Origin of the sequence: Gilliamella sp. wkB308, from assembly GCF_001690185.1 — a bacterium.
GTDB lineage: Bacteria > Pseudomonadota > Gammaproteobacteria > Enterobacterales > Orbaceae > Gilliamella > Gilliamella apicola_I.
The window spans coordinates 1-23,053 of sequence record NZ_LZGN01000040.1; the positions used below are offsets into that span (position 1 = coordinate 1).

Consider the following 23,053-nt stretch of genomic DNA (forward strand, 5'->3'; position numbering starts at 1 on the left):
TTTTATAAATACTCTTTAACTTTAATTCTCGACATTCAGGGATTATTTGTTTTTTTCTTTATATTCAGCATCTATTTGTAGATAAGCTTCAACTGAGCCAGCTTTGGATTTTCTATCTATCTCTTCCGGCCATTTTATTTTGATAAACCATTCAAATCCTGATTCTATCATGAGTTCATTATTTAAATTTGTATCAGAAAACGTCATATAACTATTTAACCACATCCATTCATCGTAGTTTAAACTGTTATTTATGGATAATATAAAATGATCGACCACTATAGTTGTATTTGGTTTACATACTAAACATTCTATACGGTAACTTCTTAGAATACCTCCGCTGGGAATCGGTGTTGAGACCGAACTTACTACACCTTGGATATTTGCCCAATCAAACTCTTTAATGCTTATCTCTTTAGATTTAAATGGTGAACGAATAAAGGTTGCCCATGAACCGAAATATAGAATAAAATGGTCATAAATATATACCTTACCTGTTTTACGGTTAAAACGTATAGGGCAATCTTCAGGAGCCAATAGTGTAGTAATAAAAACTTGAATTAATATTTGGTTACAAATCAAAAATAAAAAAAATAAAAAAATAAATAATGCTTTATATTTATTAAAGTGAAATATTGCATAGATTTGAATAATCAATCCCGAAATTGCTATCAATAGACATATGAAATAAATAGTAATAAAAATTAAACGAAATAAGCACCTCATCCCTGTTAGGCGTCTTGATAATTCACAATAATCATCATTGATAATACGTAACTTTTTATTAGTTAACTGTAACTGGGTCGTATAAATCCCTTTGTGCAGATCTTCACGCCAACAGGAGACTTGAGGTTGGTACTTAGAAGGCATTCTTACGATCTCCTTTTTCATTTTTTCAATCGATTATATATTCAATACGTAATGGTGATTTTGCGTTCTCATCTTGCCAATAATGTAATATACCAATTACTTTTCTAGCTCGTTCCCTTAATTCAGCAACTTTTTGATTTATCAATAAAGTCGATAAATTATCATCACTGCCTTCATTTATTACTATTGGACTTGAAGTAATTGGGTAATCTTTTGTTTCTACCCAACGTACTTCTAATCGCTCACATTGATTTTGTTCTATTGCCACATGTAGAGATTGTTGATCATTACCTTGCTTCAGTTTAGCTTTACCAATGTGTCCATTTTTATCGGTTAGATAAACTACGCAGGTATAGCGACTTTTATTACTAAAATTTGGTAAATTAATATGGACACGAAGGCCACCCAAATATTTTAGATGCTCAGCTGTTTCAAATTCGTCATATCTATTAAAATCTTCTATTAAAAAAAATTCCCTATCAGAATAGTCATAGTTTAAAGATAAATACATACCTGAAAGATAAGCATAATAGTCATTTAACGCGACACTTGTACCTACCGTTGTCAAAGGATATGGTTGACCTTTTTCGGGATGATCATGTTTGCCGAAGTAACAACGGTTAAACCAAATTTGCATAGGTGACCAACTGTCCGCCTCTGAACCTAATGATACTAAAATTGCTCCAATAATGGCTAAAACAATAGCAGTTAAAGCTAATGGTAAGGCTAAAGATAATATAACCCCACTAAAAAATAAAATTCCTGAGAAAAAAATTAAAAATCCACCAGTTCCTACTAAAATTCCATCAAATATATCTCCATTTATCGCATAACCAATTCCTTTATACATCGATATCACTCCGTCAAGAATGGTAATAATCGCTAGTGCAGCCCCTGTTACTTTCATAAATGTCGCACAACTAGGTATCATAGTGGTAAAGATATTAATTTTCGATAGTGCTCCAACTAACCTAATAGTATGGGATATTACTTCCGCTGATAATAAAGACATAATTACACAAGATTTGAGCATATCATGTGAAATTTGGTCTTTTACATCTTGCGGTAGCGTTTTACCCTGTTCATTTAACGTATGTAAGTTTTGACTAAATAGATGAGCTTGAAAAAATATCATCACTGTATTGATGCCAATTGCCTTGCTCGAGTCAACACGGATTCGTTTTTTAACGTGAGCATAAGCTGTTTCAAGATCTTGTAGGGTTAACTCACCACCAAATTGATGTGAGTGCTTAATTTCGGCACCTAAAATTGTTTTGGTTTTAGCTAATGTTGTTTCTTTTAACTTGCCACCTTTTTTTAAAGTATTTATCATTTTTTCCATTGAGGCTAAATCTTCTGCCACAATCATAAAATCCATACTGACTGTTTTTTCAAGCTGCTTTTTGGTCAGTTCATTTTCAAATCGCCAGCGTGTATCTGTATCTGGTATCTTCGAAAGTTTATAAACTTTATTATAATGTTCTATTTTAACCGATGACACATTAGATTTTTCCATTATAAATTCATAAATTTTCGGCAAATTTTTGATTTTGACTTCAACAGTCATTCTTCTATATTCAACACCAGAAAAGATTTTTAGTTGCTCTATACTGTGATTCTCCATTAACACCTGATTAATTAATTTTGCATTATTTGGGCGATTAGCAAAACCTGCTATTCCCCAATTAAATAATCTTTCCATCATGTCAACAAATAATGTGGTATTTTTTGCTTCAATTGGTAGATTCATCACAGAATTAAGATTACTCACGATATTATTCAAATTATTTATTGTTTTTTCTTTGTTAGCTATATCTTGGCCCTTTTCCATCTCCATAATTCGTTGTTTCAATAACATATCATAAAGGTTATTATTCTGACCTTTTAATAAGTAAAAATAGATGGAATTTTCATCTCGAAACAGGCTGTCCCATAATCCAAACTGTTCCGGTAACTTAGCCATAGTGATATTACCTTGCAACATAGTGATTAAATCTTCAAAATACCCTAAATGATCTTTTGAGTAGTCATTCTCTTGTTCGTGCTTCCAGAATTCTACTAGATTATAATCGGTGAGTTCAGAGGGAGCATATTGAGATGGTTTATCTTTTGAACCAAAAAGCCATGTTACATAAATCAAATAATCAATTGATATTTTACGAATATCTTTAATTATTTCCTTAAATTTTTGGTTATCGTCATCATAGAACTTCTTTAATCTATCTAAATCTAATCTCTCTTCCAATTTTGCCCAACTTTTATTAAATTTATTTTCCGCAGCGCTTTCAAGTGACCAATGAAATCGTCGTACGTCTTTGGCATTCGTAGTTGATTTATGTTTTTCAATTAAAACTTGTTTTTCTTCTGCTGATAATGAAACTTCTTTCCATCCTGATGATTTTAAAGCATTAATTCTCATTTTATACGATGCCATTGCTCCTTTAAAATTTGCTGCAGGTTCATATACATCCATGTATTTTTCATCAGTATTTACTCCTTTATAATCATCTTCAATTGTATTGCGATAATAAGTGTTTAATCCTTTTTTATAACTTTCTATACAAGATAATATTCTACGTTTATAAGCGCGTTCAGTTGAAAAATATTCATTTAAGTACTTATGATTATTTGTTTCGGATTTTTGTTCCTGTGAACCTTTTGAGTTTTCTGAAGATACTTGTAATAGCGATATATTACTTTGATTATCACCTATATCCTGATTAATAAAACCATCAAGGTAATTTTTAGCATAAGGATAAAGCATTTCTTGTTCTTTAGCTGAATTTAACCATTGATCTGTAGGAGTATAATCTGCTATTTTTTCGTTGTATTTATCCGTCAATTTTTTTTCTATCACTCGTTCATGCTCTAAAAACGCATTATTAATCAGGTCAAAATTTTGTAATCGTTGTGCATTAAGTTCTTCAACTACACCAAAAGTGTCCTCTAACACAATACATCCCAATTTGCATTGATACTGATCTTCAAGTATATTCGTTATCTTTGTTATCTCCGCTATATCATCTTTGTGTGAATAATCATTAAATTCATGCGCACTTGGAAATCGCATCTGAAAATCTTTTTTTCCAAAAAAAAATTCAGGTAAATGAGGCGCTTTGTTACTTTCTAATAAATTTCTAAATTCGAAACTTCGACCATCAGGTGATAATAATTCGGGTTTTTTACGAGTTGAATCATTTATGGTAACTTTGGTAAATCTTCTTAAATCTGCCCCTACTGACCTATAATAATCTTCAGTCGTTCTAGACCATGCCCTACGGCTATAAGCTATCCAAACGGTAGCATTTAACACATCAATATTTGCAAATATAGCAGGTATATAATGATTTATCGCTGTGCAGGATTCTGCTAAATCTTCTATTTCATATTTTTTCATGTGATCTATGGAGCGATGCCTTAGTGCCCCTTTGGATGTCACCTCATATCCCAATAATTTTCGATTTCCATTTTGTTCCATCAATACATACACATATCCTTTACGCAACATTCTTAAAGCATATTTGTGTTGAGTTAACGCTGCCGATGGTTGCCTGCCTTTTAAATTAGGAACACCTTCTGACCAGTTGATTGAGTGATAAACTTTTGGATTAATGACAGATTGACGAACTAAAAAAAATGGCATACCACCACGTTGACAGGTACCACATCCTCCGTCAGCTATTGCTGAAGCATTTCTTGCTTCAGTAAAAATATTTGGATCTATCTTACCCATTAATTTATTCCATATATTAAATTTTTAGTTATTAATTTCAATTTGAATTAAAAGTTCATCTAACGTACCTGGATATTCAATTGATTCATTTACCGCTTCATTGACTTCTTTTTGCTCTAATAGCTTTGGGCGCTTTTTAAGTAATAACGATAAAGTAAATAAGTCTCTTGTATTTTTTAAACCTGCTATTTTGGCTGTTCGATAACATTCTGCTAAAGATAATATGTCAGAATCTTGTATGTGTCTGTTTTGCATTCCGCATATATTTTGCCAAGCAACCGTTAGATGATAAAGTTTTGTTGATTCTTTAAGATAAAATTTGACTTCTTCAGTAATGAATAATTCTGAGGGATCTTGTATAGAAGATAGTGATTGAATTATTTGAAGGCGATTTGTAAATGATGTATAGCAATATGTACTACAACAATTTAACAAATAAGGTAACCAATCGAAGCAAATTTTATTGCCTTCTTGTAGTAAAAACAATTTGAATGGTTCATAGAATGGGACAAAACGAGTTTTATTCAAAGTAGCTAGTTTTAATCCTATATTAATTATTTGTTTACTCAATGTCTCAGGTTCATTTTCGCTTACCATACAACAACAAATATATCTTTTTTGAAGGGAGCCATCATTCTGAAGTTCTTTACTGATAAAATGCACAAATTTTTCGTTTAATTGTTCATCAGGTTTGGCAATAACAACTAACTTTGGGCAATGATCTAAATCATGGGTCAGATCAGGTCTTGGAATAATATGAATAGCTTCTTTGCCTAACTCTTCCTTTAAACTTTGAATTGATAATATATGAAAATAACTTAACGAAACTAAGTTATCAATCAGTAAATAACGATACTGTTTACGTGCATTTTCATTGTTCAAAAGGTTGAGTAATTGCTTCTCCATTATGCTGATTCCGAACAACTTTCACCTGGAGGCAACTCAACTTGAGCTGTATTGTAACTTGATGGACTTAATACGCTGAAACTAGCCGATTGTACAGTTACATCACCTGGAGCAAGCACTTTTATAGAACCATTTTCAATAACAATTGCAACATTATCACAAGCTAATGTCAGTTTTTTCTTGGCTGATATAATGACTTCACTATCGGTGCTGGTAATTTTCAAATCTTGCTTTGCAGTTAAATGCATTTCATCATTTTGTGCTTGAATATCGACATTTCCTTTTGATGCAAATATTTTTATCCCCATTTTATTTGCGAATAGACTTATCATATTTCCAGCAGTGACCATAAAACGTTTGAATGCGTTGACATCAATAGTATTTTGCGCTGTTTGTATAATGTTTTCACCTGCTGTTTGTTGTATTGAGCTTGGGCTAACATCCGCTATACCTGCTGGCGCATATGTAAGAATTCCTGGTTGTTTCAACTCTTTTAAACTTTGTTCAAAAAGTTGTTTTTGAGCATTTAAATCAGCAAGTTCAGCTTGTGCGGCTTCGGCTAGTTCATTAAGCCTTTTTACCATTTCGCTCGCTTGTGCTAGTTGTTTAACTGCACTGTCCATTTGTAATTGAACATGACTTGCCTGTGTTTGCTCTTCACTGGTTATATATAACCCTTTGCCTGCTCTGATTGCGCCCCATTCATCAGTGCGTAGTTCAAATCCTTCACCACGTTTTTCTTTCTTTTCATTAACTAAGTGACCGATATTGACTTGAGTTTTACCGTATTCGGTTGCTAGTTTGATGTGTTCTTGACCACGTTTGTCGTCCATACGGAGCTTGTTATTGGCAGGTGTTCGAATCACATTGCGGTGTTTGTTAATCGTTGCCACATGATCAGGATGCGAACTGTCATGCATTGCATGGGCTATGTAAGGTCTGTCCGGGTTACCATTTGTAAACCCTATCATTACCCCTGTTCCGTCTATTAACGGAAAGTGAAAACCATATGTATCACCAGAGTAAGGTTTAGCAAGTCTTAACCATAAACTTTCTTCCCCTTTTTTCCAATTTTTTAAGTCAAAATTGAATTTAACTCGATAACGTCCCATAGTGTCAATGTAACCATAGGTGTCGTTATTTGGACTTGTCACGTTGGCTGGTAAGGTGCCACTCACTTCAGGCCAACGAATAGGTGCTGGTCGATACGGTATTAATACTTTAAATGGTATTGCCGTAAAAGATAATTCATAAGAATCCGTACGGTTACCTTTCCCTTCTACACTTAAAATTATAATGCCATCATCAATGTCCGATATTGGTGCGCCACTAATGGTAATACATTGACCCGGTATAAGGCTGTAGCGGTTAGTTCGACCTTTTATGATAATTTGTTTACTGATAATATGCTCATGACGTATTCGAGCATACCATTTACCACTTTCTACACTGTTTTCGTTATTGGTTTGATTATCGTCGTTATTATTTTGTTTTTTGGCATGTCCGTTGTCATTCAAACCTTTATAGTGTTCTTCGTAACGGTAATCAGTACCATATGTTGTGATGTATTTAGGTTGTGTATTTTCTTCACCTTTTAAATTTGCCCCTGCATTACGATAGTTGAAATCTTGTACTTTTACTGATTTTTCAACTATTTGCGTGTGTAATGATAGATCCCAAACACTTTCGGTGTTGCCGTCGAGCGTGCCACTTGGCTGTTTGTAATCGATATTGCCAACTTGATGATAACCTTGTTCATAATCGCTTATTACCATAACATCACAATTATGTTCCGCATGACTTTCAAATCGGAACCAGATTCCGACATCCGCTAATAAGCGTTGAATAAATTCGAGATCGCTTTCTTCCCATTGGGTAATAAATTCTCGAGCTGGATAGGTGTCTTTTAGTTCTAAACGGTAGTCAATGCCTGAAAATTCATGACTTCGTAATACTTCTTCTACGACACTTACGATACTTTGATTTTGATAGATGGCACTATTGCGGTTAAGTGCAAGTCTTGCTAATCTTGGGGATAATACAACCTGATAATGTGCTTCGTCTTTATTTACCGAAAGCTGATTAAATTCTGTGACAATACCATAGATAGTACGAGAATCACTATTGGTAGGTAAATCACTGAGTGATCGAATTGCATTTCCTAGCGCTTTAATCGCTACAGGATTGAACGAGAACGTCCCTTTTTTATTGAGAATCGTGTTGATTGATAAACCTTTGTCAGCACTGGTAAACGTGATTGTGTATTTCCACGGCTGATTAAGCTTTTCTTCACCTTTTACGTTTAATACTGAAATTGGCGAATCGAGTCCATCAACTGTCAACGTGTAACGGTTGTGGCTAACCTCACCTGTTAGCCCATTTATTAATCCTTCGCCAAATTGACTAATGAGGTTAGTTAACTCTTTCGCCATATTTTTCTCCTTATATCCTTTTTGGATTTTTAATTCAACGTCTGTGATATGTTAGGCTTTTTTAACGGCCTTTTTTTTACCTTTGCTTTCATCTGCTGGCTTTGTTTTTGCCGGTTTAACAACTTTTGCTTTAGTCGGTTTTGGTTCGTCCGTGTTAGCTTTTGTTGTTTTAGCTTTCGCAGATTTTGCTTTAGTTTGCTCACTTTCCCATTCAAGTACGATTCCTTCTGATTCGTCAAAATCAAGAATTAACGTTGGTACTTGATTGTTAGTTGTACTGCTTCGTTGTAGTAATAAATTTGATACCACAGGTAAAATTTGTTGATTTAAGATACTGTCAATGTTTCGTGCACCTGTATCTGGTAATAAACACGCTGATACCAAGGTGTCGTAAAGTTTTTCGCCCACATTAAAGACAATTTTGTAGTGTTTTTGTAGTCGGCTGGCAACTTTATTGAGTTTCATTTCAACAATTTTGCGTAATGCATCTTTACCAAGCGGTGTATAGATTACTGTTTGGAAACGTGCTAATAGTGCCGGTTGGAAATGTTCACGAATTATCGGACGTAGAAGTTCTTGTTGTGTCGCAATATCGGCGTCTGGCATTTCTTCGAAAAGTGCCATAAGCTCATCACTACCTAAATTAGATGTCATTAATATTAAGGTATTACGGAAATCGATTTCACGACCTTCACCGTCACGCATAAAGCCACGATCAAAGACTTGATAGAATAAGTTAAGTACATCACGATGTGCTTTTTCGACTTCGTCCAGTAATACAACACTGTATGGTCGTTTGCGAACGGCTTCGGTTAATACCCCACCTTGACCATAACCTACGTATCCCGGAGGTGATCCTTTAAGTTGTGATACGGTGTGCGCTTCTTGGTATTCTGACATGTTAATGGTGACTAGTGATTGTTCACCACCAAATAAGGTATCTGCTAACGCTAAAGCGGTTTCGGTTTTACCCACACCTGACGGACCAACTAATAAAAATACGCCCATTGGTGCATCTTCTGACGTTAATCCTGTTTTGGCTGCTCGAATACGTTTAGCTAATTCAAACAGGGCATTATCTTGTCCCACAACACGTTGACGTAAATCATCTTCAAGTGCAAGTAAGTGGCTTTGCTCATCTTTTAGCAAACTTTCTAAAGGAACACCCGTCCAGTCTGATATGACGGATGATACCGTGCGACTGTCAACATCAAGTGAAAGTAATGGATTATGACCTTGTAGCTCATTTAATTCTTGCTGTGCATCACTAAGTTTTTTAAGTAGCTTACTATCTGATTTGTTAGTGAGTTTTTGACGCAATTCTATCAATGTTTCAATTTGTTTTTTCTCTTTTTCAAATTGAGTTTGTTGAATAGTTAATTTGTCTTGTAGTTTGGCTAACTGGATGTCTATCTCTTTTAAGCGATCGCTTGTTAAATTTTCACCTAATGCAAGATCTGCGTTTATTGCATCTTGTTCAATTTTCAGTGAGGCAATTTTAGCTTCAAGCTGTGTAATGGATTCAGGTATCGTATCCAGCCCCATACGTACACGTGCTGACGCTGTATCAAGCAGGTCAACCGCTTTGTCGGGTAGTTGACGTCCACTGATATAACGTCTTGATAGTGAAACGGCTGTTTTGACAGCTTCATCCAGAATATGTACGCCATGATGTTTAGCATAACGTGATTTTAAGCCACGTAGCATTAAACATGCTCGATCGTCATCTGGTTCGTCTACTTTGACCATTTGGAAACGACGCTCTAAAGCGGCATCTTTTTCAAAATATTGTTTGTATTCAGACCATGTGGTCGCTGCAATAGTGCGTAGTTCGCCACGTGCTAGTGCTGGTTTTAGTAAGTTTGCCGCATCTGCGCCACCAGCTGAATTACCTGCGCCGATAATAGTATGGGCTTCATCAATAAATAGTAATATTGGTGTTGGAGACTGTTGTACGGCATCAATTACATTTTTTAGTCTTTGTTCAAATTCACCTTTTACGCCAGCACCCGCTTGTAATAAGCCAAGATCTAACGTTAGGATGCTAACATCGGCAAGATTTTTTGGTACGTTTCCTTCAGCAATTCGAAGTGCTAAACCTTCAACTAGCGCAGTTTTACCTACCCCTGGTTCACCGACAAGTATTGGGTTGTTTTTGCGACGACGGGATAGAATATCGACCATTTGTCTGATTTCACTATCACGACCAAACACTGGGTCAATTTTACCTGATTTAGCTTTTTCAGTGACATTTTCGGTAAAACGTTCAAGCGCCGCTTGATGATGCTTTTGTTGAGCGATTTGTTTATCATTATTATTTGTAGCATCATTTGCATCATTTTTTTGTGTTTTGTTTGCAGCTAATGTTGAGTTGGCAGTTGAGTCAATACCAAAACTGTCTGTAGCATTCATTACACTATCTGATTGATAACTGTATTGGTTAGCTGGATTTTCGTCTGATGTTTCGTCCAGTTGTAAACGCATTTTTTGCAATGAAACTGGCGATAAGCTAAGTAGTTGCCATGCATCTTGTGCTTTTAAGCAATGTGGCATTTCTTGCAGTGCTTGTAATATGTGAACTGAACGGATGACTTCTTCATGATTTTCTAGCGATGCTTTTAACCATGCTGATTGCATTACAGCGATCAACGATGGCGATAAACTTGGTTTTGTGTTAATGGTATGCGGTAGTGCGTCTAGATAATTGAGTAATCCAGTCCAAATTTTATCCATATCGAGTTGATAATGTCTTGAAATTATCGTTATGTCACCTGAACCCTGTTCTAGTAATTTTAATAACCAATGTTCAAGTGTAATTTCGGTATGTGCTCGTGTTTGGCATAATCCAGCCGCAGCTTCAAGCGATTTCGCACAATACGGATTTAGTCGTCTTAATAAAACAGAGGGATCAGCTATCATTACTATTTCTTTCCTTAATCTTAAATAAAATAAATACAGCCCCTATAAATAGGGACTGTGTAAGTTAAAATTAACCTCGGCTTTCTACCCAGCTGTCTGAGTGGATGATGTTGCCATCTTTATAAGTCCAAGTAATTTTTTCATAACGAAGTTCAATACGTTCTAAGTGGTTGTATTGTTCTTTCGTTGGATCTTTGATGTTGTGCATTTCAGGTTTAACAGATACGACTTTTACACCGTCCATTAATGTATTGAAATATTCAACTTCTTGACCTGCATCGTTGATTTTGTACCATTTGATCTCAACTGATTTTAAGTTTTGACCAGTAGTTACAGCTTTGTATAGGTAAGGTGAAGATGCATCAACTTCTTTAACAAATTCAAGTGCTTTATGTACACGAGTTCCTGTTAATTTACCTGTATTACCATCGGTTGGGATGTATACTCGGTGATCGAATTCAACCACTTCAACACTTCCTTCACGACCAACAACGGTTACAGAACCTTTGATTTCGGCACCGCCGTCATCTTTTAAAAACATATAAGCTGGTACAGCCATTGTTTATCTCCTTTTATTGTTTTTGTTTCACACTCTTAGTTTTCATTCGTCAAAATACATGTTGACGCTTGAGGAACTAAATTTATTTCTACCCTTCGGTTTTTTGCACGATTTTCTGGAGTATCGTTATCCACTAAAGGTTTTTTTGCACCATACCCTTGGATGGCGAAACAGGTTTCTGGTATGTCACTGGCTTTTAATATCCAATCACGTACTGACATGGCTCGATTAAAAGATAGTTGTTGATTTTTGATTTCATCGCCAACTGAGTCAGTATGACCCGTGATGATCATTAACCAACCTGTACCAGGATTTGTATTAATCTGTTTTTGTATTTCCATTAATGCATTAATAAGTACTTTTTCGGAACCAGATTTTAAACTTGCTTGTCCACTTTCAAATAACGCCAAGCTATCTAGACGAATTGGCGGAGGTGGCTCTTTAACAATGACCTGCGTTTTTTCAACGATGACTTTTTCAGGCTCTGGTGGTTTTGCTACGTAGTCACTCATGGCTATATTGAGCGGTTCAACTAGTTGTAATCCACGATATAGTCCCATTCCTAAACGTATAGGTTCACCTTTAGCATAGTATTGATTTAACATTGTTTTATCATTTCGTAGGACTTCAAGTGCCTCTTTTTTCTCATCATAATTGTCCATTGGAACTAGATGGTAATGATGAATATCATTTTGAATGCTATCGATTAATTTGATGTTATTCCAAAATGATGCCCCCATACTTCCCATTAAAAATAATGATGTGATAATAACTAAACCACAGATCATTGAACTAATAGGCGAAAATGGGTATGCAATTGGCATAAATTTAACTAATGCATCTGGCGGGGTAATACCGTCTTGTATTTTATGCGTATTTGGTAATGATAAACTTGTCGCATTTTCCCATATTTTTTGCATGAGGTTGTCGTGAACAATCGATTGATTAGTTGGATAGATTGCTACACCTGTGGGAACACATTTAGCAATAGGTTGCTTTTCATTGACTAAAGTGGTTAATACTACGTTTTCGATCCAATTTTCTGTTTCACTTAAAAATGGACGAAGTCTTAATCGCCGTTCACGTTCATCGGTTGGAATTTTGATATCATTTACCCAATTTGTAATTGGCGACAAATAACGATCTAACAAATATAATTTTTGATTTAATAATTGAAACCAATATACAGGTAACGGGTTATTTTCGTCATAGATTAAGTCGTTTAATCCAACATGTGTTGAAAGGTAAACAGGCATTTGGTATTTAGCTATTCGACAAGTATCCACCCATGATTGACGAAATGCTTGTAATTTAGCTACAAATAAGCCCTGTTTGTCTTCTGTTTCTGGTGTTAAGGCAAGAAAAATACCTACACGACCAAGCATATCAGGCCATTTCGCCACTAATGAATCATAAACTATCGGTAGATGTGAAAATTCATCAACGTAGATCCAAACTGCTTCGGACGAAACTAATACATTAGATTCGGCAAGCGATAAATCATCAGGAAAAAAATCTTTAGCTGCGCTACCCGTAACCATAAGTATTGGTAAACGATAACGCTGTCTTGCCGGTAATAAATCAAGTTTTTGAGTTAAAAATTGGATATTTGCTGTTGATGATGCTAGCACTCGACGATAACGTCGCATTTGCCAAAGAACACCTCCGGCAATAGCAAAGACGAGAATCGATCCAAGTATTTTCCAGCCAATTGTTATTGGTAGGAAAACAAACAATAATAATAAACTCAATACAACTGCATATATAATTTGAATGCGCTTAGGGTAATCGCTCATAATAAACCTTTTTAACCAACAAGTTGCTTAACTAAGTTGTCTAGTTGATTATCCAATAAAAAGTAAAGCCCAATAACGACAATAACCGATACGACAGTACAAGCTAATAGAATGGTTTTTCTAAACTGATAACGATATGTTTTGGTCTGTTCTATGATTGGATATGATTGTTCTGGCTCATATTCTCGTAAAGCTTCACGTAGCGCGAGTATCAAGTGCTCTCGTTCCATTTGAGGTCTATCAAGATAACAACCTTGGAAACCAAGTCCTAATACTCGGTCAAAACATGCTAAAACAATTCCTTCTTTTCTATCGGCTTTTAAGCGAGAACGAATTTTATCGAATAGGTCATCACCTGCGCTGTGCGTGTTAAAATAGATAACTTGTAATGGCGAACCTAACCATTCATCGTAATCTTGATTTTTCGGATTATCTCGATGACAAAGTAATACTGTTTCATCTAATAAAGCGCATAAAGCATAACTGATATCATCAATTACATCTTGGCTATACTGCGCTTGATGTAATTTTTCTCGTACGGTTATAACTTGTTGCTTACATAGTTCATACAATTTATGTCCCGATGGAATATCAGCTTTAGCTTTTAACTGCACTACAACTAAAATGGAATCTCGTAATAATTCGTCAATATTAATTGCTTTTGATTCTATGCTCATAATTTGATCCTATGACCGCAATACGGCGAATAATTCTAACGAAATATCAGGCATTGCACGTGGTACATAAAATTCACAACAGCGTGTAAGTAACATATTTTTTGCCGCTTCATGTGAAAGATCTAATGCAAAATATTGATTGTCCAAACGCACTGGTATAGCTGCCGGAACATGGCTAAGTGCTTTAATTGGAATACCGGATAACGCAGAATGTATAATTTGTCTTACATCATCAGGTGCACCTGCTTTACATAAGATTGGGAATCGTGATTGTAATTGATGACCTGGCATACTTGAGCGTACTGAAAGATAGAAGTCAGCATCTTCAACAAGACGAGAATCATTTAATCGTCCAGTCCATAGTGTGTCTTTGTCATGAACTAATTCAATTTTAATTACTCGAGACGGTAAGCTTTCTTCTAGTAAGTTGCGTACTAATCCAAATAATGGAGGAAAAACTTCATTAAGATTATCATGCTGATAAGCTGGAATACCATCCACATTATTTAATAATGAGAAAGTTAATAACGCACCCGTCAAGGCTGTTAATGTTTGATAAAGCTTTTCAGGATGAATCGTTGGATTATCTCGTAAAAATTTGAGTTGAGGTTCATAGGTATTTAATGCATTTAATAACCAGAATAATGACACATCAGCGGTGGCAAATTCAGCCATTTGTTGATTTCGCTCATGGCGCATTCCTGTTAAATGTTGCCGTTTGGCTTGCATTTGAACACATAATAATTCAAGTTCTTTAACTAATGTTCCGCTTTGTGTATGCAGATTTAACATTGGTGGAAGATATTCTTGATCAAGTACAAATCGCCCGTTTAGATCTCGTTTTAAACGTGCTACAGGACAAGTTAGGTAGTCACTATGATTTTCAAAATCAAATAAGAATGTTAACGCATAATGCTCAACTGCTATAGTTTCGACATTTTGCCCCAATAAATCGGTAACTTCTACCCATTCTTGTCTATACCTCAGTGGACGTTCAAGACGTTGATTTTCTTGTAAACAGTTACCGCCGTTGGCTTGCAGTAATGGTATACCAATAAATACGGTTACTTCTTCAAGTTCGACCGGTATATCGGTATTTAATATTCTTGCTTCCGGTAGTTTGTCTGCTATATCGGTATTGATAACAACACCATCAGAAAATCGGATACTAATTGATTCTGCTTGTAATCGATCGAAGGTTAGTGCCTGCAAATCAATAGATAGGCTTTCAATTCCCCATGGGTTAGCCACCGCTAGAGTGGCTAATTTTTGTGAAGTGAATTGATCCCACAACGCTTGTTGTTGAAATTGTTGAGGCGTCAAAAAGACGCCTTCATTCCATAAAGGACGAAATATTTTCATGTGTCCTAACACTCCTTAAAAGATATTAATGAAATCAAGTAAAAGCTAATACTTATGATTTAGCTTTTGGCATCTGTGATACCATTGATAAATTAATATCCATTCCTTCGATTTGGAAATGAGGAATTAAGAATGTTTTAACACGGAAGAATCCTGGATTATCTTCAATATCTTCAACAATAACTTTTGCTTCTCTTAATGGGTGAGCTGCTTGAACTTCATCACTTGGATCTGTCATTTCAGTGACAAGGTTGCTTATCCATTTATTTAATTCAAGTTCTAACATACGGCGGTCTTTAGTCGCACCAATATTTTCACGTTGAATAACTTTCAAGTAGTGAGCAATTCGTGATAATAAGAAGATATAAGGTAAACGAGCATTAATACGGCTGTTTGCTGTTGCTTCTTTTGTATCATAAAGTGCTGGTTTTTGCGTTGAGTTCGCAGAGAAGAAACATGCATAATCTCTGTTTTTATAGAAAGATAATGGGATGAATCCTAAATTTGCAAATTCAAATTCGCGTGTTTCAGGGATAAGCACTTCAGTAGGAATTTTTACTTGATTACCTGTACCTAAATCGTAAAGGTGAATTGGTAAATCTTCAACTAGTCCACCAGCTTGCGGTCCACGAATTTGTACACACCAACCATTACGAATGAAGCTTTGAGTCATGTTTGCTGCAAACGCATAAGATGCATTAGTCCATAAATAACGGTTGTGATCAAGTCCTTTAACATCTTCAACATAATTGAAGCTACGTACTGGAATTGTATCTGGTCCATAAGGCAGACGAGCAAGTACTCTTGGTAAAGTTAAGCCGATGTAACGTGAATCATCAGTTTCACGGAAGCTGTTCCATTTGGTGTATTCTGCACGGTCGAAATAGTTGCCAATATCTTTAATTGCGGCAACTTCTTCCATGGTTTCTTTACCAAAGAATTTTGGACCAACAGAGCTTACAAATGGCATGTGTGCAGCAGCTGCAACTTTAGAAATATTACGTAATAAAGCAATATCTTGTGAATTGCGGTCAAACTCATAATTTGAAATTGTTACACCAATTGGTTCACCACCCGGTGTGTCATATTCTTGAATATAAGTGTGACGGTAGAAACCTGTTTGGATGATTTCTGGCGCATCTTCGAAGTCTTGACGTAATTCTTCTTTTGAAACATCTAAAAGTTCAATTTTGACATTACGACGGAAATCAGTACGGTCAACTAAGAATTTTAATCCACGCCATGTTCCTTCGATTTCTTGGAACGTTTCGTGATGCATAATAGCATCAAGTTGGCGACTTAATTTTTGGTCTATTTGACTGATATGATAATCTAATAGGTGTTTATCTAATTTTTCAATCTTTTGTGATGAACTTTGGATCAATTTTAGCAATATATCGATCGCCATTGTGACACGTTCATCTTGTGAAGCTTCAAATAATACTTCGTTATCTTCAAATTTATCAATTTCACCCGCTTTTTTGATTGGACTTAAATTGATTTTATCGAATAAAGATTGGTAAACACTACCATTCTCTTCTACTACAGTTGCTTTACTAGCATTGCTTTGTTTTTGTACGTTCATTACTTTTATCTCTTAATTTTATCAAACTTTATATTTTGCTGTGCAAATTTAGTCTTGATTGATTAAAAATTCTATTTTTTACTTTCAGATACAATTGACTCTAATTCAGCACGAAGCTCATCAGAGAGTTGTTGATCTTTCACTATTTTTTCAAGTTCATAGCGGAAAGTAGCGTTATCTAATAGATTTGATTTCAAATCTCGTAATAGATTGCGCATAGCAAGTAAAGAACGAAGTTGTGGGATTTTTTTAGCGACTTGTTCTGGTGAAAAATCTTTCATAGATTCAAACACCAAATCAACACTGATGTCACTACCATCATCTGCAAGTGTATTTGGTACACTTATTTTAGCTTCTGGTCTAAAATCGTTTAACACAGCATCGAAATTATTTTTATTAATCGATACTTTTTCTTTTTCAGAAAGTGAACGTTTGTCTTTTCCACGACCATAATCGCCAATTGACAAAATTTTAAGTGGTAGTTCAACTTTCTTTGAGGCTCCGCCAGTGTGTAAATCTAAACTGATATTCACGCGAGCAGCTGGGACTTCATTTTGATAACTGTTTGACATAATTTCTCCTAAATTTCCATTCCCTTTAAAGGCTAAAATAAATAATTACCCTTAAGTTATGAATAAATTACACGATTTACGAATTAATTACAATCTTAACGCTTAAATTAATTAATTTTTTCATAAAGAAATTTTGTTAAAATTTGCTTATTTTTCTAGCAAAATAAAGGTTTTTGATGATGTCGCAGATATGAACTGATGGATTGTTTTTTAATCATTTTTAAATAAATTTTATCAAATTTAATATTGATTCAATTTTTTAAATTTTTTTTAATTATAGTTAATTCAATAAATCAATTATTAAAATAGCTATTATTCTAATAGATAAGGCTATCTCCTTTTTCAATAAATATTTATTTAAAATATGTTATCTAATAATTTAAAAATTGACTAAATTGAACAAATTTATTTGACTTTAGCGACTTAAATGATAATAATTCTCATTAACATTTAAAGTGTATTTATTTTTATCACTTTATTGAATAGTTAAAGGAAGCTATTATGAAAAAGATTTCTTTTTAGCTTTCACGTTTTCCTTGATTTCTCGGTATCTTGAAGATGATTGAGTGTATTATTAAATAGGAGTTGCTAATGAAATTCAATTCTATCAAAAGTCGTAAAACGTTATTAAAATTAATTTTTGCGTCATTAATTATTCTTACTGGCGTGGCTAACACTGCAATCGCTGAAGAAAAAAAATTTAAAGTTGTCACAACATTTACCGTGATTCAAGATATCGCACAAAATATTGCGGGCGATGCAGCGATAGTTGAGTCAATTACTAAAGTTGGCGCCGAGATTCATGAATATGATCCAACCCCTCAAGATATTACCAAAGCACTTTCTGCCGATTTAGTATTATGGAATGGCCTTAATTTAGAACTTTGGTTTAAACGTTTTTTTGAAGATATTAAAGATGTTCCTTCGGTTACGGTAACAGAAGGAATTGAACCTATGCCAATTCAGGAAGGAAGTTATAAAGGTAATCCTAATCCACATGCTTGGATGTCTCCGACACTTGCTTTAACTTATATTGAAAATATTCGTGCTGCTTTTGTTAAATATGATCCGAAACATGCCGATATTTACAATAAGAATGCTGCCGATTATGTTGCTAAGATTAAAGCCCTTGATGCGCCATTAAGAGAACGCCTAGCCAAAATTCCAGAATCTCAACGTTGGTTAGTCACCAGTGAAGGGGCTTTTAGTTATCTGGCAAGAGATTATAATCTTAAAGAAGCGTATTTGTGGCCTATTAATGCTGAGCAGCAAGGTACACCTAAACAAGTTAAAAATCTTATTGATACTGTTCGTAAAAATAATATTCCGGTTGTTTTTAGTGAAAGTACGATTTCGGACAAACCGGCTAAGCAGGTAAGTAAAGAGACGGGCGCTAAGTATGGCGGTGTGTTATATGTTGACTCACTTTCAACTAAAGATGGCCCAGTACCAACCTATATCGATCTATTAAAAGTGACTGTTGAAACCATAGCTAAGGGGTTCGAAAACTAATGACTCAAATTTGCCTAAACGTTGATGATATTACTGTGACCTATAATAATGGTCACACTGCTATTCATGATGCAAGTTTTAGCTTACATGGTGGCACTATATGTGCACTGGTTGGCGTTAATGGTAGTGGTAAATCCACACTTTTTAAAAGCATTATGGGGATGATACGACCAACTAAAGGACAAGTGACTTTTAATAATACGCCTGTAAAACAAGCATTAAAACAAAATATTATTGCTTATGTACCCCAAACGGAAGAGGTTGATTGGGATTTTCCTGTGTTAGTGTCTGACGTAGTAATGATGGGACGTTATGGACATATGTCTTTTTTACGCATTCCAAGTAAAGAGGATAAAAGACAAGTTGATATTGCCCTAAAGCGTGTTGATATGCTCGACTTTAAACATCGACAAATTGGCGAGCTTTCTGGCGGTCAAAAAAAACGTGTATTTTTAGCCAGAGCGTTAGCTCAACAAGGTAAAGTTCTTTTATTAGATGAGCCTTTTACTGGGGTTGATGTTAAAACAGAAAATGCCATTATTGAACTTTTGAAAGATCTTCGTAATGAAGGGCATTTAATTTTAGTTTCTACCCATAATTTAGGTAGTGTGCCTGAATTTTGTGATCAAGTTGTTTTGATCAATCAAACTGTTCTTGCTTTTGGATCAACCCAAGCCACGTTTACCCCTCAAAATTTAATGACTACTTTTGGCGGTGCTTTGCGTTATTTAAGTCTTTCGGGTGAAAAGTTACATGAAGATGAAGATCCTCGCAAGGTATCTATATTAACCGATGATGAACGTGCAGCAATATTTTATGGTGAAGGTAAAGATGATTCTCCTCATCAAGATTTACTTGTTGAACATCATGATTATGAACTAAAAGGACAGCAATAAATGGAACTCCTTCTTGAACCATTTAGTTATGACTTTATGCTAAAAGCCATTTGGGTAAGTAGCATTGTCGGCGCAGCTTGTGCTTTTTTATCTGCCTTTTTAATGTTAAAGGGCTGGTCATTAATGGGCGATGCTTTATCTCATTCAGTTGTCCCTGGTGTTGCCGGAGCTTATGCACTGGGTTTACCTTATTCAGTGGGGGCTTTTTTTACGGGGATATTGGCTGCACTTTCAATCACCATGGTAAGAGCAATAACCCGATTAAAAGAAGATGCCATTATTGGTTTTATTTTTTCTACTTTTTTTGCGATTGGTTTATTAATTCTTTCCTTAAATCCGACTTCTATTAATGCCCAGACAATTATTTTTGGTAATATTTTAGGTATTGATGATAGTGATATGTGGCAAGTACAGATTATCATATTGGTTTCAATTGTACTTTTATTATTATTCTGGAAGGATTTATTAGTCGTTTTTTTTGATGAAATCCATGCCAGATCGATCGGATTGAGACCTTTACCTTTAAAAATCCTTTTTTTTACTATTTTGAGTGCTTGTACAGTTGCAGCTTTACAAACGGTCGGGGCAATTTTAGTTATCGCAATGGTTGTCACGCCCGGTGCAACCGCTTATTTGCTAACTAATCGATTTTCACATTTATTGATTATTTCGGTAGTAATTGGTGCACTAACCAGTGCTATTGGAGCATGGTTTAGTTATTTTTTAAATGGTGAAACCGGTGGCGTTATTGTTACTTTGCAAACGTTAGTTTTTATTTTTGCCTTTCTATTTGCACCTAAACAAGGATTAATTTCTAATCGCCGTAAAATTAGACAACTTCGCTTAAGTAAAGGGGATAAAGTATGATTGATATAGGGTATTTCATTTTTCATCCTTTTACGATTCCTCTTATGCAAAGAGCCATTTTAGCCGCGCTTGCAACCGGTATAGTTTGTGCCCTACTATCGTGCTTTTTAGTTTTGAAAGGTTGGTCATTAATGGGCGATGCGATATCACATGCGGTATTACCCGGTATTGTTCTTGCTTTCTTAGCCGGGATTCCCATTATTATCGGGGCTTTTGTGTCAGGCTTATTTTGCTCAGTTGCTACCGGTTATATAAAAGAAAACAGCCGAATTAAAGAAGATACCGTCATGGGAATTGTGTTTTCGGGTATGTTTGCATTCGGTTTAGTGCTATTTTCTAAAGTTGATACGTCGCAACATTTGAACCATATTTTATTTGGTAGTGTGCTTGGTACAAGTTATGCAGAATTAATACAAATTATTTTTATTGCCGCTGTCGTGTCTATTATTGTTATCATTAAGCGTCGTGATCTCATGCTTTATTGTTTTGATCCTGTTCAAGCGAGAGTGGTAGGATTACCCGTTCGATTATTACATTATGGATTACTGAGTATTCTAGCTTTAACTATTGTAGGATCGCTAAAAGCAGCTGGGGTTATATTGGTCATTGCTATGTTGATTGCACCAGGTATTACTGCTTTTTTAATCAGTAAAAGATTTGAAAGAATGTTAGTTATTGCGGTGTTAATTTCTGTCTTTTCAACCGTTATGGGAACATTGATCAGTTATCATTTAGACGCTTCTACCAGTGCTTGCATTGTGATTTTACAAGCAACTATTTTTGTTTTTGCACAATGTTATGCCTATATTAAAAGCCGTCAAAATTAACCATTAATAAAATTGCGTAAATGTGGCTTGTTAGTCAATATGACATTTACGCAATTTTCGCTTTGGAATTTTTTAACTATTCATCATCCATATATTTGCTGGAATCAGCATAATTATCAAAGCGTGAAAATTGACCTTGGAATTTTAATCTTACTTTACCTATTGGACCATTACGCTGTTTACCTAAAATAATTTCGGCAATGCCTTTGTGTTCAGATGCTTCGTTATATACTTCATCACGATAAATAAACATGATTACATCGGCATCTTGTTCAATCGATCCTGATTCACGTAAATCCGAATTCACTGGTCTTTTATCTGCGCGTTGTTCAAGACTACGATTTAGCTGTGATAGTGCAACAACCGGAATTTGTAATTCTTTGGCTAATGCTTTTAATGATCGTGATATTTCAGCTATTTCCAATGTTCGATTTTCTGACATATTCGGCACTCGCATCAACTGCAGGTAATCGACCATAATCATACTTAACCCTTTATGTTCGCGATAAATACGTCTGGCACGGGAACGTAATTCCATTGGCGTTAATCCGGAAGAATCATCGATATAAATATTTTTCTTTTCAAGTAAAATACCCATGGTACTTGAAATACGAGCCCAATCATCATCTTGTAATTGACCAGTACGAATACGTGTTTGGTCTACCCGTGAAAGTGAAGCGAGCATACGCATCATAATTTGCTCTGAAGGCATTTCTAAACTGAATATTAATACCGGTTTTTCTTGCATCATTGCGGCATTTTCACACAAATTCATGGCGAAAGTTGTTTTTCCCATCGAAGGACGTGCGGCAATAATGATTAAATCTGAACGTTGTAAACCTGCTGTTTTTTTGTCTAAATCTAAAAAACCAGTTGAAACGCCTGTTACGCCATCATGCGGACGTTGGAAAAGCTCTTCGATTTTAGCGACCGTCGCTTCCAGTACTTCAGTTATGCTTTTTGGTCCCTCTCCTTGCTTGGTACGGCTTTCGGCAATTTGAAAGATTTTACTTTCAGCTAAATCCAATATTTCACTACTGTCCCGCCCTTCTGTCGCATAACAGTTATCTGCAATCTCATTTGATGCGCTGATAAGTTCACGTAATATAGCTTGTTGCCGGATAATATCACTATATGCCACAACATTGATGGCACTCGGGGTGTTTTTAGATAATTCAGCCAGATAAGCAAATCCGCCCACGTCAGCAAGCAAATCCTTACTTTCTAAACTTTCTGAAAGCGTAATTAAATCTATTGGTGTTCCTTTACCGACTAAAATATGCATTTCAGCGAAGATAAGTTGATGATGACGTGAATAAAAATCCCGTTCGGTAATCATTTCAGCAACGACATCCCAACGCAGATTATCCAGCATTAAACTACCAAGAACAGCTTGCTCTGCCTCTATAGAATGGGGAGGCAACTTTAAGCTATGTAGTTTAGCATTTTTCGCATTTTGATTATTACCGTCTTTATTGGTAATGATTTCATCAGTATTCATTAGATTCATCTTTTTAATTTAATTCATATTTAAGCTTAT

General features: G+C 35.2%; 16 protein-coding genes. 4 read left to right on the forward strand and 12 right to left on the reverse strand.

Annotated elements, in window-relative coordinates; translation table 11 throughout:
- Window positions 1-42: 42 nt before the first annotated feature.
- The 11 genes from A9G10_RS10485 to tssB form a co-directional block, all read right to left on the reverse strand.
- Window positions 43-870, reverse strand: a complete 828-nt coding sequence (locus tag A9G10_RS10485) for a DUF6708 domain-containing protein (RefSeq protein ID WP_065559512.1) — start codon at window positions 868-870, stop codon at window positions 43-45.
- A 25-nt stretch (window positions 871-895) separates the two neighbouring features.
- Entirely contained in the window at window positions 896-4,603 is a 3,708-nt protein-coding gene (locus A9G10_RS10490; protein WP_065559513.1) for a toxin VasX, read from the reverse strand.
- Between the two features lie 24 nt (window positions 4,604-4,627).
- Window positions 4,628-5,509: a hypothetical protein gene (locus A9G10_RS10495; RefSeq protein ID WP_065559514.1), complete on the reverse strand. Its 882-nt coding sequence runs from the start codon at window positions 5,507-5,509 to the stop codon at window positions 4,628-4,630.
- Window positions 5,509-7,941, reverse strand: a complete 2,433-nt coding sequence (locus tag A9G10_RS10500; RefSeq protein WP_081299192.1) for a type VI secretion system Vgr family protein — start codon at window positions 7,939-7,941, stop codon at window positions 5,509-5,511. The genes A9G10_RS10495 and A9G10_RS10500 overlap by 1 nt, the downstream gene beginning before the upstream one ends.
- A 51-nt stretch (window positions 7,942-7,992) precedes the next feature.
- Complete coding sequence (gene tssH / locus A9G10_RS10505) at window positions 7,993-10,860, reverse strand: type VI secretion system ATPase TssH (RefSeq protein ID WP_065559515.1); 2,868 nt, start codon at window positions 10,858-10,860, stop codon at window positions 7,993-7,995.
- Between the two features lie 70 nt (window positions 10,861-10,930).
- Window positions 10,931-11,419 carry an Hcp family type VI secretion system effector gene (locus A9G10_RS10510; protein WP_065559516.1) on the reverse strand — a complete coding sequence of 163 codons (489 nt, stop codon included), beginning with the start codon at window positions 11,417-11,419 and terminating at the stop codon, window positions 10,931-10,933.
- 35 nt (window positions 11,420-11,454) lie between these two features.
- Complete coding sequence (locus tag A9G10_RS10515) at window positions 11,455-13,215, reverse strand: OmpA family protein (protein WP_065559517.1); 1,761 nt, start codon at window positions 13,213-13,215, stop codon at window positions 11,455-11,457.
- A gap of 11 nt (window positions 13,216-13,226) precedes the next feature.
- Window positions 13,227-13,892 carry a type VI secretion system protein TssL, short form gene (gene tssL / locus A9G10_RS10520; protein WP_065559518.1) on the reverse strand — a complete coding sequence of 222 codons (666 nt, stop codon included), beginning with the start codon at window positions 13,890-13,892 and terminating at the stop codon, window positions 13,227-13,229.
- Between the two features lie 9 nt (window positions 13,893-13,901).
- A complete protein-coding gene (gene tssK, locus A9G10_RS10525; RefSeq protein ID WP_065559519.1) occupies window positions 13,902-15,254 on the reverse strand; it encodes a type VI secretion system baseplate subunit TssK in 1,353 nt (450 codons plus the stop codon).
- A gap of 52 nt (window positions 15,255-15,306) precedes the next feature.
- Entirely contained in the window at window positions 15,307-16,839 is a 1,533-nt protein-coding gene (gene tssC / locus A9G10_RS10530) for a type VI secretion system contractile sheath large subunit (RefSeq protein WP_065559520.1), read from the reverse strand.
- A gap of 71 nt (window positions 16,840-16,910) precedes the next feature.
- Window positions 16,911-17,411, reverse strand: coding sequence for a type VI secretion system contractile sheath small subunit (gene tssB, locus A9G10_RS10535; protein WP_065559521.1), 501 nt, complete (start codon window positions 17,409-17,411; stop codon window positions 16,911-16,913).
- A gap of 591 nt (window positions 17,412-18,002) precedes the next feature.
- On the opposite strand from tssB, the gene A9G10_RS10540 reads away from it, so the two are divergent.
- From A9G10_RS10540 to A9G10_RS10555, 4 genes are read left to right on the forward strand one after another with little or no spacing between them, the layout of a single operon-like run.
- Window positions 18,003-18,923: a metal ABC transporter substrate-binding protein gene (locus tag A9G10_RS10540; RefSeq protein WP_065559522.1), complete on the forward strand. Its 921-nt coding sequence runs from the start codon at window positions 18,003-18,005 to the stop codon at window positions 18,921-18,923.
- A complete protein-coding gene (locus A9G10_RS10545; RefSeq protein ID WP_065559523.1) occupies window positions 18,923-19,819 on the forward strand; it encodes a manganese/iron ABC transporter ATP-binding protein in 897 nt (298 codons plus the stop codon). The genes A9G10_RS10540 and A9G10_RS10545 overlap by 1 nt, the downstream gene beginning before the upstream one ends.
- Entirely contained in the window at window positions 19,820-20,686 is an 867-nt protein-coding gene (locus A9G10_RS10550) for a metal ABC transporter permease (RefSeq protein WP_065559524.1), read from the forward strand.
- A complete protein-coding gene (locus A9G10_RS10555; protein ID WP_065559525.1) occupies window positions 20,683-21,513 on the forward strand; it encodes a metal ABC transporter permease in 831 nt (276 codons plus the stop codon). The genes A9G10_RS10550 and A9G10_RS10555 overlap by 4 nt, the downstream gene beginning before the upstream one ends.
- Before the next feature lie 76 nt (window positions 21,514-21,589).
- Here A9G10_RS10555 and dnaB read toward each other — a convergent pair whose 3' ends face one another.
- Window positions 21,590-22,999 (reverse strand): replicative DNA helicase, encoded by a 1,410-nt coding sequence (gene dnaB / locus A9G10_RS10560; protein WP_411599245.1) that lies wholly within the window; start codon window positions 22,997-22,999, stop codon window positions 21,590-21,592.
- Window positions 23,000-23,053 lie beyond the last annotated feature (54 nt).

What these genes read in the sequence shown, in the direction of transcription:
- A9G10_RS10540 (WP_065559522.1), top strand. Translation starts at nt 18,003, where the DNA reads ATGAAATTCAATTCTATCAAAAGTCGTAAAACGTTATTAAAATTAATT.
- A9G10_RS10485 (WP_065559512.1), bottom strand. Translation starts at nt 870, where the DNA reads ATGCCTTCTAAGTACCAACCTCAAGTCTCCTGTTGGCGTGAAGATCTG.
- A9G10_RS10495 (WP_065559514.1), bottom strand. Translation starts at nt 5,509, where the DNA reads ATGGAGAAGCAATTACTCAACCTTTTGAACAATGAAAATGCACGTAAA.
- tssK (WP_065559519.1), bottom strand. Translation starts at nt 15,254, where the DNA reads ATGAAAATATTTCGTCCTTTATGGAATGAAGGCGTCTTTTTGACGCCT.
- A9G10_RS10515 (WP_065559517.1), bottom strand. Translation starts at nt 13,215, where the DNA reads ATGAGCGATTACCCTAAGCGCATTCAAATTATATATGCAGTTGTATTG.
- tssL (WP_065559518.1), bottom strand. Translation starts at nt 13,892, where the DNA reads ATGAGCATAGAATCAAAAGCAATTAATATTGACGAATTATTACGAGAT.
- A9G10_RS10555 (WP_065559525.1), top strand. Translation starts at nt 20,683, where the DNA reads ATGATTGATATAGGGTATTTCATTTTTCATCCTTTTACGATTCCTCTT.
- tssB (WP_065559521.1), bottom strand. Translation starts at nt 17,411, where the DNA reads ATGTCAAACAGTTATCAAAATGAAGTCCCAGCTGCTCGCGTGAATATC.
- A9G10_RS10545 (WP_065559523.1), top strand. Translation starts at nt 18,923, where the DNA reads ATGACTCAAATTTGCCTAAACGTTGATGATATTACTGTGACCTATAAT.
- A9G10_RS10510 (WP_065559516.1), bottom strand. Translation starts at nt 11,419, where the DNA reads ATGGCTGTACCAGCTTATATGTTTTTAAAAGATGACGGCGGTGCCGAA.
- tssC (WP_065559520.1), bottom strand. Translation starts at nt 16,839, where the DNA reads ATGAACGTACAAAAACAAAGCAATGCTAGTAAAGCAACTGTAGTAGAA.
- tssH (WP_065559515.1), bottom strand. Translation starts at nt 10,860, where the DNA reads ATGATAGCTGATCCCTCTGTTTTATTAAGACGACTAAATCCGTATTGT.
- A9G10_RS10550 (WP_065559524.1), top strand. Translation starts at nt 19,820, where the DNA reads ATGGAACTCCTTCTTGAACCATTTAGTTATGACTTTATGCTAAAAGCC.
- A9G10_RS10500 (WP_081299192.1), bottom strand. Translation starts at nt 7,941, where the DNA reads ATGGCGAAAGAGTTAACTAACCTCATTAGTCAATTTGGCGAAGGATTA.
- A9G10_RS10490 (WP_065559513.1), bottom strand. Translation starts at nt 4,603, where the DNA reads ATGGGTAAGATAGATCCAAATATTTTTACTGAAGCAAGAAATGCTTCA.